Here is a 19,472-nt window from a genome sequence, read left to right as displayed (position 1 = left end):
TTTGATGGACCGCCTTAGAGGCAATGAGTCGGATGAAGGGACAACGACTAATCTGCCTTCCCGGGCTTTGCTCTGGCTGATTGCCAGTTTTGCCCTGTTACTGTCGCCCCAGTGGGACCGTCTGCCCCTGTGGCTGATCGCCGCCTGTGCCGTGTTGGCCGCGTGGCGATGGCTGGCGCAGTACGGGCGGGTAAGGCTTCCCGGCCGCTTGTTACGCACCGGGATCATGCTGGTGCTGATTGGTGTTTATGTCGCAACGGTTCAGGGGCGGTTTACGGTGGACACTGCCGCCTCGTTTTTTGTTCTCGCGGTGGGTCTCAAATGGCTGGAGACCCGGTCAGTCAGGGACTTCTATGTTCTGTTTTTTATCCTTGTCTATCTGGCAACGGTCAATTTTCTGTTCCATCAGGAGATTCTCTGGGCCCTGGTGAATTTCGCCGGCATAGCGCTATTGCTGGTGGGGTTACAGGTGCTGAATGCGCCGGAATTACCCGGGGGAATGACCTCTGGCTGGCGCAGGCTGGGTGGGATGTTTCTGAAGACACTGCCGATTGTGGTTCTGTTGTTTGTGTTTTTCCCGCGGATGTCGCCTTTGTGGAGCGTGCCGCTGGTATCGGGTGAGGCTCGTACGGGCATCAGCGACACCATGCGACCCGGCGATATTTCCAATCTTGCCCAGAGCAGTGAGCGAGCCTTCCGGGTAACGTTCGGAGGCGAGATGCCTGCCTACCGCGACCGGTACTGGCGGGGTCTGATTCTCGATTATCTGGATGGGGAGACCTGGCGCCAGGGCCAGCGCGAGGGTTTTCGCCCTCTTGGTCGGGTTGCGATTGATGGGGGCATAGGAGAGCTGGAATCGAACCAGTATGACGTTCTTCTGGAGCCAACCGATCAGCGCTGGGCGTTCGCACTTGAGAACTCCAGGGCGGTCTCGGACAACGTATTTGAAGACAGTGCCGATCTTTTCAGATTTCGACGTCCTGCCGACAGCCCGGTCCGTTACCGGCTGGCCCTGGAGGGAGAGGCTTCGACGGCTGAGACACAAAGCCCCGCCGAGTTGCGGCGTTACCTTCAGTTGCCCCGGGAAGGCAATCCGAGAGCCCGGGAGTTGGCCCGGGAGCTTCGTCGAAGTATGGGCGACGAGCAGGTGATTCGTGCTCTGTTGCAACGATTCCGTGAGCAGGAATACTTCTACACCCTGCGGCCACCGGCCATGCCCGATGATGGCATTGATTCCCTGTTGTTTGATGCAAAACGCGGTTTCTGCGCCCACTACGCGGGTGCAACCACCTTCGTTTTACGGGCTGCCGGTATTCCCTCGCGGGTTGTGGTCGGCTACCAGGGTGGCGAAACCGGAGCGGGGGGCGATTACCTGATTGTGCGCCAGTATGATGCCCATGCGTGGGTAGAAGCCTATATCGATGGGCGAGGGTGGGTAAGGATCGATCCTACGGCGGCCATTGCGCCGGACAGGATCGAGTCCGGTCTTCGGGACGCCGTTGCCGAAGAGGGATCCTTTCTGGAGGATAACTGGGCCTCGCCTCAGCGTTACGCCGATGTCGCCCTGGTGCAGTGGGCAAGCCTTCAGCTTGATCGTATCAACTACCAGTGGCAGCGCTGGGTAGTGGGTTACCAGGGCCAGAGCCAGATGGATCTGATGTCCAGGTTGCCCGGTGGTTTCGGCATGCGTGAATTGGGATACATGACGGCGGGTATCGTTGGTGCCGGTTTGCTAATCGCTGGACTCATTTCCGCGTTGCAGATGCGACGTGGAGAAAGGCGAGACGCGTTCCGGAGGGTCGTGGATACGTGGCACCGTCTGTGCGCGAGTGCAGGCGTGCCTGTCCGGCATGGTGAAACGCCGTCGGTTCTTGCATCAAGGCTGGCAAAAGCTGAACCGGCTGCAGGGGATTCTGCCAGGCTTTTTGCCCGGATGGTGAACAGCCATTACTATAGCGCTGGTAAAGACGACGAGGGCGTTGAGCAGTTGAAGCGAATGCGCCGCTTGCTTGCAACCATGAAGCGCCAACTGCGCAGATCCGGAACCCGCACAGGAAGATCCAGTGACTGATATTGCCCAAGATATGCCCTGGCTGCGCCGTGCCTGGCAAACGGTTCAGAGCCGGGTCGCAGAAGACCGACTACCACACGCTCTCATACTCGTTGGTGAGTGTGGTGTGGGTAAGCGGTCCTGGGCAGAGGCTGTCGGTGGGCTGCTACTGTGCGATCAGCCATTGGGCCGGGAAGCGGGCCAGCCAATTGCCTGTGGCCGCTGTAAACAATGTGAACTTCTGGCCGCCGCCAGCCACCCGGATATCCGGATTTATGCGCCGGAAAAGTCCCGTATGGTCAAGGTGGATCAGGTCAGGGCTCTGTCGTCGTTTGCGGTGGCGTCTCCGCAGGTTGCCCACCATAAAGTGGCGATTATTGACCGGGCGGATCAGTTGAACATCAATGCGGCGAACGCATTGCTGAAAACACTTGAAGAGCCGCTGCCCGACGTAACCTTGATTCTGTTGCAGGAGAGCGGTCGCCCGGTGCTTCCTACCATCCGGTCCCGGTGCCAGACATTGACGGTTCCGGTGCCCGGTAACAGCGAAGCGAACCAGTGGCTCCTCACTCGGGTAAAGAATCTTCCCGAAGATACACAACCCTCTGCAGATGTTCTGGCCAAAGCTTTGATGCTGGCGGGTAATGCACCCAGATTGGCACTGGACTACGCAACAGGTGATTTCATCGGTTTGCGGGACACGGCCCTCGACCGCTTCAAGGATTTCATGAAGTCCAGGATTCCGGTCGGTGAGGCCGCCAGGGCGTTCAAGTCCATGGGCCTGGAAGATACGCTTTGGTTGTTCGAAACCTGGGCGGCTGATCTGGCACGCTTGATAGTCGGGGGCAGTGCTCGGGACGCCGATGCGGCCGATATGCTCGGATTTCTTGCCAAAACGACGCCCGGCTGGCGGGCCCATGAGTTGCTCGATATGGTAAAGGAATCACGCGCAGCGGGTGTCTACAACGCCAGCCCCGAGCTGGAAGCCAGTCGTCTTCTGATCGCCTGGCAAAAGCTGATGCCGGTGAAACGCCCTGCTGCCTAGTGGATATCCCGGCAGAATTGCGTCTTTGGGGGCAACAACTGCTATGATTCCGGAATGAAAGGGATTTTCGGATCCCGATAACCGTTCAAAACGATCTAAGAGAAAGGTGTCAGTTATGGGGCCAGGTTTTGGTGCGCGCAGTGGCATACTCACCCTGACAATCAAGGATAAAGCAGTGCTCTACGCGGCATACATGCCGTATATTCGCCAGGGCGGTCTGTTCATCCCGACCCAGAAACAATATCAGTTGGGCGACGAAGTCTTCCTGCTTCTCAACCTGATGGACGAGCCTGAAAAAATTCCGGTCGCCGGCAAGGTAATCTGGATAACGCCGAAAGGTGCCCAGGGCAACCGCGCCGCGGGTATCGGTGTCCAGTTCAACGGTGATGATGAGACCGCCCGAACCAAGATTGAATCCTACCTGGCAGGCTCGCTGAGCTCCGATCGCCCCACCCATACAATGTGAAGGCGGAGCCTGGATGAGCGACATGTCGTTTCCCACGGACACCCCCGGAAACCAGGTGAAGGACGGGAGCATTGAAAACCCCGCCCGGTCGTTCCGCGAGTCCGATTGGAAACTCCGGCACATCACCCTGGCCGGCCTTAGCTGGCCTGCCGCTACTGATGCCCAAGATAATACACCGATCATAATGCTGCATGGTTGGCTCGATAACAGCCTTACCTTTGTGAAGCTCGCACCGGAGCTGGCGCGACTCGGGCCCGTCTACGCGCTGGACTTCGCCGGGCATGGCCATTCCGGGCACCGGCCAGAGGGGCAGAGTTACCTCTTGATGGACTATGTGGCGGATCTTGCCGAGCTGGTTGAACGCTATTTCCAGGAAACACCGGATGGCAGGATCAACCTGGTCGGGCACTCGCTTGGGGGGATTGTCGGAGCGCTCTACGCGGCCGCCTTTCCGGAGCGAATTCGAAACCTTGTCATGATCGACAGCCTGGGCGCACTGAGCCGTCCGGTTAAGGAAACCATTCCCCAGCTCCGGAAAGCTGTGAAAAAACGCATTGCCGGCTCTGGCCGCCAGGTTGTCTATCCGGATATCGCCACGGCCGCCAAAGCACGGGAGGGCGGGCTGAGCCCGCTCAGCCCCGAGGCCGCGCTGACACTCATTCCGCGCAATATGAAACCCGAGGGAGAGGGCTACGTCTGGCAGACCGATCCCAGGTTACGGCACCCGTCTCCATTGATGATGACCGAAGAGCAGGTGCTGGCTTCGCTGTCTGCTATCGAAACCCGTGTGCTTTTTGTCAGAGCCGATGCAGGACTTCTTTCGTACAGAAAGGATCTGGATAAACGCGCTGACGCTATCGCCAACCTCCAGATCGTAAACGTGCCGGGAGGTCACCATTGCCATCTGGATGGCGAGACCGGGCCGGCGGCAACAGCTATCAAACAATTCCTGGAAAATGAGTAATCGCTTGCTGAAATTACTGTTCACACGTTTCTTGGTTCCGATCCTCGGATTATTGGCACTGTCTTCCGGTGTGCAGTCTGCTCCTGATGATATGCCCGAGGCCTACCAACAGTCGACGCTTGAAGATACGGTCTCGATTCAGTCGTCGGGACACCTGGTATTGTTCAGCCCCGTGCGGGAAGTCAATAACGAGATTCGCTCCGAAACGCTGGCCCGCTTGCCCGTGACTGGGGAAGGGCGCCTGTACCGGATTGCCCGAGACTCAAGTCGCGAGGAAGCGCGGGACCACTACCTCGCTCTATTGCGCGAGAGAAACGCCCAGATTCTGTTCGAGTGCTCCAGTATCCGTTGTGGAAGAAGCAACGTATGGGCGAACCAGATCTTTAATCAGGCGGTTCTCTATGGCCGTGATGCAACCCAGGATTATCTGGTGGCGGGCACCGTTGCCGAGGACGGCGCCCGTTGGCTGACCCTCATTTACACGGTGACTCGCGGCAACCTTCGGGAGTATGTGTGGGTGGAGCACCTGCGGGTCGAATCCGGCGCGACCATTCCCGGCTTTGGCACCATGGCCAACCGCGTTGAAGGGCCGATTATTGTTCCCTGGCAAGGCGGTGTAACCTACCGGTTCGACTGGCAGGCAACGGATCGTAGGCGGGTGAATGATCTGGCCCGTGAAGAGGGTACGGTGGTTGCACTGGTGGGCTATTCTGTATTGGAGACTGATGAGTCCTTCAGTGATGCGATGGAGCGTGCCCGCCTGGCTACCGAATCGTTGTCGGAGGTCCTGTCCAAAACGGGTGTCTCCCGGGCTCAACAGGAGATAATCGTTGTGGGGCCGGCAGGTGTCTTCAGTGATCCAGACAGGCAGGGCGACCGGGTAGAAGTGGTGGTGATCTCGAGGTAATGATTATGGGCACATCAAAGGATGACGATCAGGATCCAAAGGACAAGCCCTCAGAGAAAGATCCGCAGGACAACGTCTCGAAGGTCCTGAGCAGCTCTGATGTCTCCGCTACCCGTGCTCCGGCAAACCCGGAAAAAGGCAAAGACCGGAACAAACCGCGCAAGACCGTGGCTCTGACGCTGGGAAGTGGTGGTGCCAGAGGGTATGCCCACATCGGCGCCATCGAAGTTCTGGTGGAGCGTGGCTACGACATCGTTGCTATCTCCGGCTGTTCCATGGGGGCCCTGATCGGCGGTATGTTCGGAGCCGGCAAGATGCAGGACTACAAGGACTGGGTTACCGGTCTGGGCCAGTTCGATGTCCTCAAGCTCCTGGATGTAACGTTCAATTCCGTGGGCGCTATTCGAGGCGAGAAGATTTTTTCGGTTGTAAGGGAAATGCTGGGAGATACCCGGATCGAAAACCTGCCCATTGCCTTTACGGCCGTGGCGACAGATCTGCTCGCCCACAAGGAAATCTGGTTTCAGGAAGGGCCTCTGGATCAGGCTATCCGCGCTTCGGTGGCGATTCCAAGTGTTGTCACACCTCTCGTTCTCAATGGCAGAGTCCTCGTGGACGGTGCCTTGCTCAATCCTTTGCCAATCATCCCGACCATTTCCTCCCACGCTGACATCATCGTTGCGGTCAATCTCAGTGGCGAGGATGACCGCCGTCGACGGATTCCGGACGCTGCGTTTACTCCGGGCGAGGCTGAAAACACGGATATGGACGAGTGGGTGGATACCATCCGTGAGAAGGCCTCGCGCTGGTTTGACTGGGATGCCCTGAAATCCCTGACTGCCCGGAAGCCGGACAACGGTGACAGCCCGGAAGAAAAGATCAGCCGGGCAGTGCACAAGAAAGAGCATCAAAAGCAGACGGAGAAGAAGCCGGCTTACAAGAAGAGCCAGGAAGAGCACGAAACCATCGACTGGGACAAGCTCGGGATCGGCAAATTCGATGTGATGAACCTCACCATCGAGACCATGCAGAGTGCGCTTGTGCAGTACAAGATCGCGGGCTACCCGCCGGATTTGCTGGTGAATATCCCGAAGAATGCCTGTCGGAGCTACGATTATCACAAGGCCCCGGAATTGATTCAGCTGGGCCGTGAGCGGATGGCTGCTGCGCTGGATCGCTTTGAAGAAAGCCGGAACAGCTCCGGACCTCTGGCTATCTGAACAATTTGTTGGCGGGGGCGGGCTGCAGTCGAGCGGGTAAACAGCGTATAATCCCGCGCTAACACGCTCTTGCACAGGATGTACGTTAGTGACCAGCCCTATTGACGACCTTCACAGCGTTCGGGATTACCTCCGCTACGCCTCCTCCCGGTTTGCTGCTTCGCCGCTGTTTTTCGGGCATGGCACGGACAATGTCTGGGATGAAGCTGTTCAGCTGGTTATGCGTAGCCTGCACCTTCCCCTTGAAAACAACACTCTGTTCCTGGATGCCCGTCTAACGCGGGAAGAGCGGGAGCTGGTACTGGAAAGAATCGCCCGGCGCGTGGATGAGCGCGTACCTCTGGCGTATCTGCTCGGTGAAGCCTGGTTTATGGGCATGCCCTTTCATGTTGACGAACGGGTGTTGGTACCGCGCTCCCCCATTGGTGAATTGATCGAGAATGGCTTTCAGCCGTGGCTCGGAGACAAGCCGGTGGAACGCATCCTTGATCTTTGCACCGGGAGCGGGTGTATTGGCATTGGTGCGGCATCTGTTTTCGGCGAGGCGGAAGTCGATCTGTCGGACATTTCTCCGGATGCACTTGAAGTGGCTGAATCCAATATCGACCTGCACGGAGTCCGCGAGCGGGTCCGTACCGTACAATCCGATGTCTTTGACAATATTGAAGGTCGCTACGACGTGATCGTTAGCAACCCGCCCTATGTGGATGCAGACGATCTCTCCAGCATGCCGGATGAGTACCGCCACGAACCTGAGCTGGGCCTTGCCGCCGGTAAAGACGGGCTCGACATCGCTCACAGAATCATTGCCAAAGCGGCCGAACATCTTACTCCTCGTGGACTACTGGTCGTGGAAGTCGGTAACAGCTGGGTTGCAATGGATGAGGCGTATCCGGATCTGCCACTGACCTGGCTGGAGTTCGAGAATGGGGGCGATGGCGTCTTTCTGATCACCGAGACGGACCTGCGTCAGTGGCAGGCTTCCAGTTAAACTGAATTCTCATAAAAGCTGAACAAGATACTGAATTATGTCGGGAAACTCTTTCGGAAAACTGTTTACGGTTACCTCATTCGGCGAGAGCCACGGGCCTGCTCTGGGGTGCATTATTGATGGCTGCCCTCCGGGACTTGAGCTTTCGGAAGCGGACATGCAGCGGGACCTGGATCGCCGAAAGCCAGGCACATCCCGGCACACAACCCAGCGTCGTGAGGCCGACGAGGTGAGAATCCTGTCAGGCGTTTTCGAGGGTAAGACCACCGGAACGCCGATTGGCCTGCTGATTGAAAACACCGATCAGCGGTCCAAGGATTACTCAAAGATCTCCGAGCAGTTTCGGCCGGCTCACGCTGATTACACCTACATGCACAAGTATGGTGTTCGCGACTATCGCGGCGGTGGTCGTTCGTCTGCCCGTGAGACCGCTATGCGGGTTGCTGCGGGTGCTGTTGCGAGAAAGTTCCTAGAACAGCGCCTGGGTATCAGGATTCGCGGCTATCTGTCGCAACTGGGGCCCATCAAGGCCGAGAAACTGGATTGGGATCAGGTTCACCAGAACCCGTTCTTCTGCCCGGATGCGGACAAGGTTCCCGAAATGGAAGCTTATATGGATGCCCTGCGCAAGGAGGGTGATTCCATCGGTGCCCGGATCAACGTGGTTGCCGAAGGCGTGCCACCGGGTCTCGGCGAGCCGATCTTTGACCGCTTGGATGCGGATCTGGCTCATGCACTGATGAGCATCAATGCGGTGAAGGGCGTCGAGATTGGCGCCGGTTTTGACTGCGTCGACCAGAAGGGCACCGAGCATCGTGACGAGATGACGCCGGAAGGGTTCCTTTCGAATAATGCCGGTGGTGTGCTTGGAGGTATTTCCTCAGGGCAACCGATCGTGGCCAGTATCGCATTGAAGCCCACGTCGAGTTTGCGCTTGTCGGGTCGCAGTATTGATGTGAACGGCGATCCCTGTGAAGTTATTACCACCGGGCGGCACGATCCATGTGTCGGTATCCGGGCGACGCCGATTGCGGAGGCGATGATGGCCATTGTGTTGATGGACCATTACCTGCGGCATCGTGGGCAGAATGCGGATGTTTCTGTTTCTACGCCGGTGATTGGGCAGCTCTGATTTTGTTTGTCAGGCTTGGTGAAGCTGCTTCGGCGGCACTCACTGCCCAAAAAACGCCCGTGAATACTTCCCTGTAGGGCTTGGTCGCGCCATCCTTGGCGCTCCACATTTTTGGGCAGTGAGTCCCGCCAAAACAGCCGGACTTGCGGGGTATTTCTATCTACTGGCGCCTCTCTAACCTCTATTTCTGGTTCTTCGCCCTCCTTGGCGGGCTCTTGCCGTATTGGTCCCTCTACCTTGAGGGCCAGGGCTTTTCCTACCTCCAGATCGCCACGCTCATGGCGACCATTCAGCTCACCAAAATCGTTGCTCCCAGCGTCTGGGGCTGGCTAGGGGACAGAACCGGCCAGCGTGTGCGTTTGGTGCGGTTCGGTGCCATTACCGGTTCGCTGTTTTTTGCCGGTGTGTTCATGGAGCCGGGGTTCTATGGCCTGCTGCTGGTCATGCTGGCGTTCACGTTTTTCTGGAATGCGATCTTGCCGCTGTATGAGGTGATCACGCTTCGAACCCTGGGCGAGCAGAAAGAGAAATACGGGCGGGTTCGGCTCTGGGGTTCGGTGGGGTTCATCGGAGCGGTTGCGCTGGTCGGCGGTTTGCTGGAACTGGTGCCGATTCAGAATCTCCCGTGGTTGTTGCTTCCGGTGTTTGCGGGCATTGCCGTATCCGCATTTCTGGTGCCTGCGGAGCGGGGTGAGCGAAAGGCGCCGGCTCCGAAAGGCAGTTTAAAGGCCATCGTCACGCACCCGGCAGTGGTGACGTTTTTTCTGATGAATTTCCTGCTGCAGGTTTCGCACGGAGCTTATTACACGTTCTTCAGTATCCATCTGGAGCAGCACGGGTACGGCAAGCTGTCGATTGGTTTGCTGTGGTCGCTGGGTGTTTTTGCGGAGATCGCACTGTTTCTGGTGATGCACCGGTTAACGCGCAATTTCACGGTTCGCCAGATTGCGATCGGCGCGCTTACGCTCACCATGATTCGATGGGTACTGATCGCGGAGCTGACGGATGTTGTCCTCGTCCTGCTGTTCGCCCAGCTGCTGCATGCAGCATCTTACGGTGCGCTGCATGCAATCTCTGTCCAGTACATCCAGGGCTTTTTTGGCAAGCACCATCACGGGCAGGGGCAGGCCCTCTACAGCGGCCTCACCTTCGGTGCTGGCGGTGCGCTTGGGGCCTGGTTGTCGGGGTTCCTGGTGGATGGGTTCAGTACCTCGGCGGCTTTCTGGGGTGGTGCGGCCGCCATGGCCGTCGCAATCGTGATCACCTGGCGAGGCCTTCGGCCGCCGCCAGCCCATGGCGAGGGTTAAACCTCAGGCGCTTTCCTCTTCCTGCACGATGGTGAGTAACGCTTTGGCCGCGTTGCTGAGCTGCCGCCCGGATAACCCGATCCCCCCGAGGACACGAGAAACTGGCTTGCCCACATCCAGTACCCTAAGGCTGTCGTCAATCATGCGCAGGGGCAGCACACTCCAGCCCAGGCCCACACTGGTCATCATCTTGATGGTTTCCAGGTAGTTGGTTGGCATTTGCGGGTTCAGGTGCAGATTCGCCTCCAGAAACAACCGGCTCACAACCCGATAGGTTGCGGTGCTGGTGTCGGGCAATAGTGCCGGGTGGTCTGCTAGGTCTGTAAGCCTCGGATTTTCGAGTGACGCCAGGGGGTGCTCGGCGCCCACCACAAACACCATCTGGTCCGGCCATTGGGCAAACACATGAAAGCTCGGTTCCATGCTGTCACTCAGCGTCACGAATGCCAGCTCCGCATTACGTTTACGCATCTGCTCGTAGGCGGCATCGGATTCCATGAACTGCAGGTTGATGGACACCTGAGGGTATTCCCGTTTGAACCGTCGTAGCCAATTTGGCAAATGATGCAGACCGATGTGATGGCTGGCGATGATTTGCAGCTCGCCCTGGACTTGTCCAGAGTCCGGCGACAACGCCACCCGGGCGTTGTGAATTTCATCGAGGATCCGACGTGCATGGGGAAGCAAACGACTGCCGGCATCAGTCAGACGAATCTGGCGGTGGCTACGATCGATCAGGCTGGTGCCAAGCTGGTTTTCCAGGGCAGCCAAACGTTTCGAGATGGCCGGCTGTGTCAGGTGCAGGATTTCCGCGGCTTCTGAGAAGGAGCCCTGATCGACAATGGTCAGAAAAGCTTTTAATGCGTTTGAATCCATGCATTCGTTCCTGATTTTCAATTTGGCCGAAGGTCCCGAGTTGGAACAGCGTTTTCAAAACACGCCGACAAGCACGTCCATGTGGGCTCGAATCGGGCCATCCCTGGCCCTCTACGGTTTTGAAAACGCTGCTCCAACCCGCTCCCCAGAGTGTGGCCAATATCCGCAGCGCATGGGGAGTATGGAGGGATGAGCCTCCCAAAACCGTGGAGCGCCAGGGATGGCGCGACCGAGCCCTACATGGATGTATTTACGGGCGTGTTTTGGGAGGCTTATCCCTTCATGCGACCTTCTCAGAATCTTAAAGTATTACCATAAGGCATGCGATAGATAAAAAACATGAATTGAGGTTATCCGGTCGCAGGCGGTAAGATACCGTTATCAAACGTCAGAACCAAAAACCCCCAGAGAGTGAGAGAGAACCATGGCGGGCAAAACCTTATACGACAAATTGTGGGACGATCATCTCGTCAAACAGCGCGATGACGGCTCCGCGTTGATTTATATCGATCGTCAGTTACTGCACGAAGTGACATCACCCCAGGCATTTGAAGGCCTGCGTCTGGCGGGGCGGAAGCCGTGGCGGATTGATGCCAACATTGCGACGCCGGACCACAACGTGCCTACCACGGATCGTGATCGTGGTGTCGAAGGTATTGTTGACCCGGTTTCCCGGATCCAGGTGGAAACACTGGACAAGAACTGCGACGAGTTCGGGATTCTAGAGTTCAAGATCAAGGATCAACGCCAGGGCATCGTGCACGTTATCGGGCCCGAGCAGGGCGCAACGTTGCCGGGCATGAGTATTGTTTGTGGGGATTCCCATACATCTACCCACGGTGCTTTCGGTTGCCTGGCTCATGGTATTGGCACCAGTGAAGTTGAGCATGTGCTGGCTACCCAGTGCCTGGTGCAGCAGAAAATGAAAAACATGCTGGTGAAGGTCAATGGCAAGCTGGGTCCGGGCGTTACCGGCAAGGATGTTGTGCTGGCCATCATTGGCAAAATCGGGACTGCCGGTGGTACCGGGCACGCCATTGAGTTTGGCGGCGAAGCCATCCGGGGCCTGAGCATGGAAGGGCGGATGACCATCTGCAACATGTCCATCGAAGCCGGTGCGCGGGTTGGTATGGTAGCGGTTGATGACACCACCATCGAATACGTTCGCAATCGTCCGTTTGGGCCCAAGGGCGGGCAGTGGGATGCTGCAGTTGAATACTGGCGCACCTTGCATAGCGATAGCGATGCAGTCTTCGACAAGGTTGTTGAGCTCGAAGGCTCGGAAATCCAGCCGCAGGTGAGCTGGGGTACGTCGCCTGAAATGGTGGCCGGAATTGATGGCAAGGTGCCCGATCCGGAACAGGAAGCCGATCCGATCAAGCGTGAAGGCATTGTTCGCGCTCTCAAGTACATGGGTTTGCAGCCCAATATGGCGATTACCGATATCAAGCTGGATCGTGTGTTCATTGGCTCCTGTACCAACAGCCGGATTGAGGATCTGCGCGAGGCCGCGGCCGTGGTGAAAGGGCGGAAGGTGTCGCCGATTCTGAAGCAGGCCATGGTGGTTCCCGGTTCCGGTCTGGTGAAAGCCCAGGCGGAGCAGGAAGGTCTGGACAAGATCTTTATCGAAGCCGGTCTTGAGTGGCGCGACCCGGGCTGTTCGATGTGTCTGGCCATGAACGCCGACAAGCTGGGGCAGGGGGAGCATTGTGCTTCCACGTCGAACCGGAACTTCGAGGGCCGTCAGGGCTTTGGCGGGCGTACCCATCTGGTGAGCCCGGCCATGGCTGCTGCTGCCGCAGTAACCGGTCATTTCGTTGATGTCCGTGAGCTGATGAACTGATCCACAGGAGAGAACCATGCGCGCATTGAAGCAACACCAGGGCGTTGTCGCCCCCATGGACCGTTCCAACGTGGATACGGACATGATTATTCCCAAGCAGTTTCTGAAGTCCATCAAGCGCACGGGCTTCGGCCCGAACCTGTTTGATGAGTTGCGGTATATGGATGAAGGCAAACCGGATCAGGATTGTTCCACCCGTCCGATTAATCCGGATTTTGTCCTGAATCAGGACCGCTACAAGAACGCCAGTGTATTGTTGGCGCGACGTAACTTTGGCTGTGGTTCAAGCCGGGAGCACGCACCCTGGGCTCTGGAGGATTTCGGGTTCCGGGTGATTATTGCTCCGAGTTTTGCCGATATTTTCTATAATAACTGCTTTAAGAACGGGTTGTTACCCATTATTCTTCCAGAGGAAATTGTCGATCGTTTATTCCGGGAAGTGGAGCAGAGTGAAGGCTATCAGTTGGCAGTCGACCTGGAAGCCAGGACTGTAACTACCCCATCCGGCGAAACCTTTACCTTTGAGGTGGATGATTTCCGTCGTCATTGCCTGCTGAACGGCCTGGATGATATTGGCGTGACGCTGGAAGATGCTGAGCTGATCCGGTCTTACGAAGATAGCCGCCGTAAAACTGCGCCCTGGCTGTTTGGTGCTGGGCGGTAATAGGCAGTCCGATTACGCTGGCTCTAATTCGACCTGAAGGAATGGAACAAGGAAAAAACATGCCCAGAACTATCCTGATGCTTCCCGGCGACGGTATCGGTCCGGAAATTGTCGCTGAAGCGGAAAAAGTGCTCAACAAGATCAATGATCAGTTCAGTCTCGGCCTGAATTTCGAGTCCGGCCTCGTGGGCGGTGCGGCGATTGATGAAACCGACACACCGCTGCCGGATGAAACCCTCGAAAAGGCCACCAGAGCCGACGCGATCCTTCTGGGTGCCGTGGGCGGTCCTCAGTGGGACAGTCTGCCGATGGCCAAGCGCCCGGAGAAGGGGTTGCTGGGGTTGCGCTCTAACCTGGACCTGTTTGCAAACCTGCGCCCGGCAATTCTTTATCCGCAACTGGCGTCCGCCTCTTCTCTGAAGCCGGAAGTTGTTTCCGGGCTGGATATCATGATTGTCCGTGAACTGACTGGCGGCATCTATTTTGGTCAGCCGCGCGGTGTGCGCGAACTTGAGAGCGGAGAGCGCCAGGGTTACAACACCTACGCCTACACAGAATCGGAAATTCGTCGTATCGGGCGGGTGGCTTTTGAGGCCGCGCAGCAGCGGGGCAAAAAGCTGTGCTCCGTGGACAAAGCCAACGTGCTGGAAGTGACTGTTCTATGGCGGGAAATCATGAACGATCTCCGCCGGGAATATCCGGACGTGGAGCTGTCTCATATGTACGTGGACAATGCCGCCATGCAGCTGGTCCGTGCCCCCAAGCAGTTTGACGTGATTGTGACTGGCAACATGTTTGGTGATATTCTTTCGGACGAAGCGGCTATGCTCACCGGCTCGATCGGCATGTTGCCATCGGCGTCGCTGAACTCCGAAAAGCAGGGCATGTATGAGCCCTGCCACGGGTCTGCGCCGGATATTGCCGGGCAGGGCATTGCCAATCCGCTGGCCACCATCCTCAGTGCTGCCATGATGCTGCGGTACAGCCTGAATGAGGAAAAAGCTGCTGAAGCCATTGAAGCGGCGGTCAGCAAGGTCCTGGATCAGGGTCTGCGAACAGCGGACATCATGTCTGAGGGCGCAAAGAAAGTGTCCACCCGGGAAATGGGGGAGGCGGTTCTGGCTGCACTGTAAAGAGGCCAGGCCCTGACAGGCGTATTTGAGACCCGACGGCAACGCGATGCAGTTGCCGCGGGATCACCCATCCTGTCCCTGCCAGCGATAAAGGCATGGGGCGGGCATAAAACGAGGTCTGAAGATCGCACATGAAGCGAGTTGGACTTGTAGGTTGGCGTGGCATGGTGGGCTCGGTCCTCATGCAACGCATGCGTGAAGAAAACGATTTCGCCGATATCGAACCGGTGTTTTTCACCACATCCCAGGCTGGCAAGCCTGCGCCGGACGTGGGAAAAGACGACGTTCCTCCTCTGCAGGACGCGTTTGACGTCGAGATTCTGAAAACCATGGATGTCATCGTGACCTGTCAGGGTGGCGACTACACCGGCGCGGTTTATCAGAAGCTCCGTGACGCGGGCTGGGAAGGTTACTGGATTGATGCAGCCTCCACCCTGCGGATGGTCGACCACTCTGTGATTGTTCTGGATCCGGTCAACCGAAACGTGATTGATGCTGCGCTTGAGAAAGGCGTCAAGGACTACATCGGTGGTAACTGCACCGTGAGCCTTATGATGCTGGCTTTGGGTGGCCTGCTTGAACAGGATCTGATCGAGTGGGTGTCGCCCATGACTTATCAGGCGGCTTCCGGTTCTGGCGCTCAGAACATGCGCGAGCTGTTGAACCAGATGGGCGAGCTCAACAAAAGCGTCCAGTCCGAGCTGGATGATCCTTCCTCCGCGATTCTGGAGATTGACCGCAAGGTAACCGAAACCATGCGTTCGGACGGCTTCCCGACCGAGCACTTCCAGGTGCCCCTGGCCGGCAGTCTTATCCCGTTCATCGACAAGCAGCTCGACAACGGCATGAGCAAGGAAGAGTGGAAGGCGGGGGTCGAGACCAACAAAATTCTCGGGCGCTCCGATAACCCGATTCCCATCGACGGCATCTGTGTGCGGATTGGCGCAATGCGCTCCCACAGTCAGGCGCTGACAATCAAGCTGAAGAAGGATCTCCCGGTTTCTGAAATCGAGTCGATCCTTGCGAAAGCGAATGACTGGGTGAAAGTGATTCCCAATGACCGTGATGCGACCATTGAGGAACTTACTCCAGCGAAGGTGACCGGTACCTTGAGCGTTCCTATCGGCCGTATCCGCAAGCTGACCATGGGGCCGGAATACATTTCCGCGTTTACGGTGGGTGATCAGCTCCTGTGGGGGGCTGCTGAGCCGCTGCGCCGTATGCTCCGGATCCTTCAGGAGCGTTAAAAATTGTTACACAGAGGCAATAAATGCCAACTGTGTCCGGTTTCGATAAACCGGTGAGGGGGCGGAGGCTGATTTCAGCCTCCGCCCCTGTTATTTTCAAGAGCGCTAGGTAGTTCCGCGTGATTGATAAAAAAATGGTACAAGGATTGCGGCTGATTGATTGATAAAAGAGGTTTTATCAACAATACTTGCCGGACTGAAAATTAAAAAGAACACATAATAACGAGAATTATCAAGACGAAAGTCATCCAACCTCGTCCGATTCTGTTTGAAAAAGAGCAGTAACGAATAACGGAGACTGGAAAGGAAAAAGCATGAAGGTACGCAAGCTTGCGGTTGCCCTGGCTCTGGCGGGAGGGCTCGGATCCGGCGTCGCACAGGCCCTGGGGCTGGGTGAAATAGAACTTCAGTCCTATCTGAACGAGCCACTGGACGCAGAGATTGTTCTGCCCCAAAGCCGTGGCGTCAATCCAGCGGACGTGTTCGTCAATATTGCCTCGGAACAGGCATATGAGCGGGTGGGGCTGGATCGCAACCAGTTTCTCAGTAAGCTCAGGTTCCAGGTGGTCACCGGCAATGATGGCAGTCTCATTGTCAATGTGTCCTCCCGTGAACCTCTGAGGGAACCGTACCTCAACTTCCTGCTTGAGTTGACCTGGCCAAACGGCCGGTTAATGCGGGAATACGCCGTTCTGGTGGATCCACCTGTATACGCGGAAGAGTCCGGCGTGCAGGAACAGGTCAGCACTCCAACAGTCTCCACGTCCCAGACAACCAGCCAACCGACGACCACTCGCAGTGCCGAATCAGTTCGTCGCCAGGCTCAGGCCGAGCGGTCGCTGGGTTCCGGATATCAGGCTGATACATTCGGGCCCACCGGAGCTTCAGACACATTGTGGACCATCGCGTCTCAAGTGCGTCCAGACAACAGTGTCTCTATGCAGCAGGTCATGCTAGCAATCCAGGACCTGAACCCGAACGCATTCATTGGCAATAACATCAATCGACTGAAGCGCGGTGAAGTGCTGCGTGTCCCGTCTTTGGACCAGATCCAGAGTCGAACTCGCGCTGAAGCTACTCGCGTGGTTGCCCAGCAGAATCAGGAATTCCAGACTCCCCAGCGCACAGTCGATGCAACCGCCGAGCAGCAGGCAGCGTCCGCGCCCCAACAGCAGGCTGGCGCCGGAGGTGATGAACTCAAACTCGTGGTGTCCGAGGACGCCGGCAGTGAGGGCAGCGAAAGTGGCTCCGCGGGCGGTGACAGCGAACTGCCGGGCGGCGTTGATGCCGGCACAGCGGTCGCGATGGAAGAGCTCGAAAGCGCTCGCCGGGAGAACGATGAGCTGAACAGTCGTGTTGAGGACCTGCAGGACCAGGTGCAGACTCTGCAGCGCCTGCTTGAGCTCAAGAATACCCAGCTTGCTGAAATGCAGCAGACTGCTGGTGATGAAACGGGAGAGCAGACCGCACCCGTTGAAAGTCCGGCTGCCGATGACGGAGCAGCGGAATCTGTCGCCATGGACGAGGCCGTTGAAGGTGATACGGCACCCGTCGATTCGGACATGATGGACGGTGAAGCTGGGGATGCGGAAGCTGCGGGTGAATCAGGCGACATGGCCGAGTCCGAGGCTATGGTCGATGAAACTGACGAAATGGCCGGTTCCGATCAGGCAACCGATGATCAGATGGGTGCCGATGCCGGTGATGCATCAGAACAGGCGGAAATGTCTGGAGCGGATGAGCCGGCGGTTGCGGCTACCGATGACGCGGTTGAAGCAACTGAGGCGGCGGAGCCAGCCCCGACACAAACAGAGCAATCTGCAGAGCCTGCGCCCAAGCCTGCTCAACAGGCTCCGGCTGCCGATAAAGGTTTCCCCGGAAACGTTATTGATGCCATAACTGGTAATCCGATGTATCAGATTGCCCTTGGTGGCGGTCTGATCGTTCTGCTGTTGCTTCTCCTGCTGCTTGCCCGCCGCAATGCAAACCGGGAAAAGGCGTTTTACGAACAGCTGAACAATGAAACCGACGAAGAAACGGATTCCTTCGATCTGAGCCTGGATGAAGAGGATCAGCAATCTGCGGCGGGCGACGCCCTGGCCGAGGCTGACTCTTACATTGCCTATGGCCAGCATGATCGGGCTGCCCAAGCTCTGGAAACCGCAATTTCCCGTGAGCCCAGTCGCACCGATCTGCGCCTGAAGCTGCTGGGTGTCTACGCAGATACCCAGGATCGCGACTCTTTCGAAAAACAATTCGGAGAGGTCGAGGCTCTGGACGATGAAGAAGCGCTGACCACCGCGAACGAGCTGCGCGCACGGCTGGAAGAGGCGGAGTCGATGCCCAGCATCGATGACCTTGAATCTCAGTTGCGTTCCGATTCGTTCGCTACGTCCTATGATTCTGACGAAACCGGTGATGAGTCCATTGAGAAGCAGGACAAGCCTGAATCTGAAGAACTTCTCGCCGATCAGTTCGATGCTGAGAAAGAAGAGCCGGCCGAGAACGAGTTTGGCGACTTTGATTCGGACCTTTCAGAGACTGACCTGTCTGATTTCGAGCTTGATGAGCTTGACGAATCCGAGGCCAGCAAGGAGGACGCATCCGGCGAGGGCAAAGAAGAAAGCCGTGACGATATGATCGAATACGATCTGTCGGGCCTGGAGCTGGAATCGGACGAAGAAAAGCCTTTGACCGAAGACACCTCCGAGCTTGAGGAGTCCACAGACTGGGATCTGTCTTCGGAATTCGAAGAGGACTCTGACAAGCCATCCGGCGCAGAGCAGGAGCTCGACGATTCTGATGACGACCTGAGCCTTGATCTGGAAGAGGGTGATCTGGAAGAAGGAGACCTGGCGGAGGAGCAGCCAGCAGGGAAACCGGAAACAGCATCCGAGGAGGGCACTGAGCAGGTTGCTGACACTGACGGCGAATCTGATATTGATTCGTTGGACGAGTCATTCCTGGACGAGCTCGATGCTGAACTGGACAAGGTAGCCGGTGAAGAAGACGAGCTTGGTGGCAGTGAGATGGAAGAATCTTCGCTGGACGACCTGGAACTGGACGTGTCCGATGAAGACCTGGCCCTGATGGAAGAGTTTTCCGATTCTGCCGATTCAGCCAACCCCGAGGAGAGCGAAGAGGCGTCACTTGATGAAGAGCTTGGTCTTGAGGACACACTCGGTGAGGGCGATGCAGAGGAAGCGGATCCTGAACAGACGGTTGAAGATGCCGAGGATCTCGAGCAACTGGGTGTAACTGATGAGCTCGAAGACTCGGAGACACCTGAAAGTGATCTTGATCTCCCGGTTGCGTCTGATGAGGTTTCCGATGAGTCGCGCAAATCGCAGGTTGCGGACATTGATGAAAGCGAACTCGGTGACGAGGACGATTTCGACTTCTTGGCCGGAACCGATGAGGCCGCTACCAAACTGGATCTCGCGCGGGCCTACATCGAGATGGGTGATGCCGACGGAGCTCGCGACATCCTGGAAGAAGTCTCCCTTGAAGGAAACGAAGACCAGAAAGCAGAGGCGCAAGACCTCCTTAAAAATCTGTCCTGATCCGTTATAATCGGGTCTGACAGGTAGCAAGCGCCGGCCGCCGGGTATCTTCCCGGCAATAAGG

The 19,472-nt window shown here is 57.1% G+C and carries 15 protein-coding genes; 14 read left to right on the top strand and 1 reads right to left on the bottom strand.

All coding sequences use genetic code 11. The features are described 5' to 3' along the window. Positions 1-4 precede the first annotated feature (4 nt). The 9 genes from KYE_RS06940 (at position 5) to KYE_RS06900 (ending at position 10,082) form a co-directional block, all read left to right on the top strand. Positions 5-2,071: a DUF3488 and DUF4129 domain-containing transglutaminase family protein gene (locus KYE_RS06940; protein WP_008171782.1), complete on the top strand. Its 2,067-nt coding sequence runs from the start codon at positions 5-7 to the stop codon at positions 2,069-2,071. Then, positions 2,064-3,095 (top strand): DNA polymerase III subunit delta', encoded by a 1,032-nt coding sequence (locus KYE_RS06935; protein WP_008171781.1) that lies wholly within the window; start codon positions 2,064-2,066, stop codon positions 3,093-3,095. Before KYE_RS06940 ends, KYE_RS06935 begins: the two co-directional genes overlap by 8 nt. A gap of 115 nt (positions 3,096-3,210) precedes the next feature. Beyond that, on the top strand, positions 3,211-3,561 hold the full coding sequence (locus KYE_RS06930) for a PilZ domain-containing protein (RefSeq protein WP_008171779.1): 351 nt from the start codon (positions 3,211-3,213) through the stop codon (positions 3,559-3,561). A 13-nt stretch (positions 3,562-3,574) separates the two neighbouring features. After that, entirely contained in the window at positions 3,575-4,525 is a 951-nt protein-coding gene (locus tag KYE_RS06925; RefSeq protein WP_008171773.1) for an alpha/beta fold hydrolase, read from the top strand. Continuing rightward, a complete protein-coding gene (locus KYE_RS06920) occupies positions 4,518-5,432 on the top strand; it encodes a DUF4892 domain-containing protein (RefSeq protein WP_050898270.1) in 915 nt (304 codons plus the stop codon). The genes KYE_RS06925 and KYE_RS06920 overlap by 8 nt, the downstream gene beginning before the upstream one ends. Before the next feature lie 5 nt (positions 5,433-5,437). Then, on the top strand, positions 5,438-6,652 hold the full coding sequence (locus KYE_RS06915) for a patatin-like phospholipase family protein (protein ID WP_039881905.1): 1,215 nt from the start codon (positions 5,438-5,440) through the stop codon (positions 6,650-6,652). A gap of 88 nt (positions 6,653-6,740) precedes the next feature. Then, positions 6,741-7,643: a 50S ribosomal protein L3 N(5)-glutamine methyltransferase gene (gene prmB, locus KYE_RS06910; RefSeq protein WP_008171767.1), complete on the top strand. Its 903-nt coding sequence runs from the start codon at positions 6,741-6,743 to the stop codon at positions 7,641-7,643. 37 nt (positions 7,644-7,680) lie between these two features. Then, entirely contained in the window at positions 7,681-8,775 is a 1,095-nt protein-coding gene (gene aroC / locus KYE_RS06905; RefSeq protein WP_008171766.1) for a chorismate synthase, read from the top strand. A gap of 143 nt (positions 8,776-8,918) precedes the next feature. After that, positions 8,919-10,082: an MFS transporter gene (locus KYE_RS06900; protein WP_008171764.1), complete on the top strand. Its 1,164-nt coding sequence runs from the start codon at positions 8,919-8,921 to the stop codon at positions 10,080-10,082. 3 nt (positions 10,083-10,085) lie between these two features. On the opposite strand, the gene KYE_RS06895 is transcribed toward KYE_RS06900, so the two are convergent. Then, on the bottom strand, positions 10,086-10,958 hold the full coding sequence (locus tag KYE_RS06895; protein WP_008171762.1) for a LysR family transcriptional regulator: 873 nt from the start codon (positions 10,956-10,958) through the stop codon (positions 10,086-10,088). A gap of 424 nt (positions 10,959-11,382) precedes the next feature. Between KYE_RS06895 and leuC the strand changes: the two genes are divergently transcribed. The 5 genes from leuC to KYE_RS06870 all read left to right on the top strand — a co-directional run bounded on the left by leuC (position 11,383) and on the right by KYE_RS06870 (position 19,408). Continuing rightward, a complete protein-coding gene (leuC, locus tag KYE_RS06890; RefSeq protein ID WP_008171760.1) occupies positions 11,383-12,801 on the top strand; it encodes a 3-isopropylmalate dehydratase large subunit in 1,419 nt (472 codons plus the stop codon). A 16-nt stretch (positions 12,802-12,817) separates the two neighbouring features. Continuing rightward, positions 12,818-13,465 (top strand): 3-isopropylmalate dehydratase small subunit, encoded by a 648-nt coding sequence (gene leuD / locus KYE_RS06885; protein WP_008171758.1) that lies wholly within the window; start codon positions 12,818-12,820, stop codon positions 13,463-13,465. Positions 13,466-13,524: 59 nt separating this feature from the next. Beyond that, positions 13,525-14,598 (top strand): 3-isopropylmalate dehydrogenase, encoded by a 1,074-nt coding sequence (gene leuB / locus KYE_RS06880; protein ID WP_008171755.1) that lies wholly within the window; start codon positions 13,525-13,527, stop codon positions 14,596-14,598. A 131-nt stretch (positions 14,599-14,729) separates the two neighbouring features. After that, positions 14,730-15,845, top strand: a complete 1,116-nt coding sequence (gene asd, locus KYE_RS06875; RefSeq protein ID WP_008171753.1) for an aspartate-semialdehyde dehydrogenase — start codon at positions 14,730-14,732, stop codon at positions 15,843-15,845. A gap of 314 nt (positions 15,846-16,159) precedes the next feature. After that, a complete protein-coding gene (locus tag KYE_RS06870) occupies positions 16,160-19,408 on the top strand; it encodes a FimV/HubP family polar landmark protein (RefSeq protein WP_008171752.1) in 3,249 nt (1,082 codons plus the stop codon). Positions 19,409-19,472 lie beyond the last annotated feature (64 nt).

Source organism: Marinobacter manganoxydans MnI7-9 (assembly GCF_000235625.1).
Classification (GTDB): Bacteria; Pseudomonadota; Gammaproteobacteria; order Pseudomonadales; family Oleiphilaceae; genus Marinobacter; species Marinobacter manganoxydans.
Note: the sequence above shows the minus strand (reverse complement) of the source record. Positions and strands in the feature narration are given on the sequence as shown.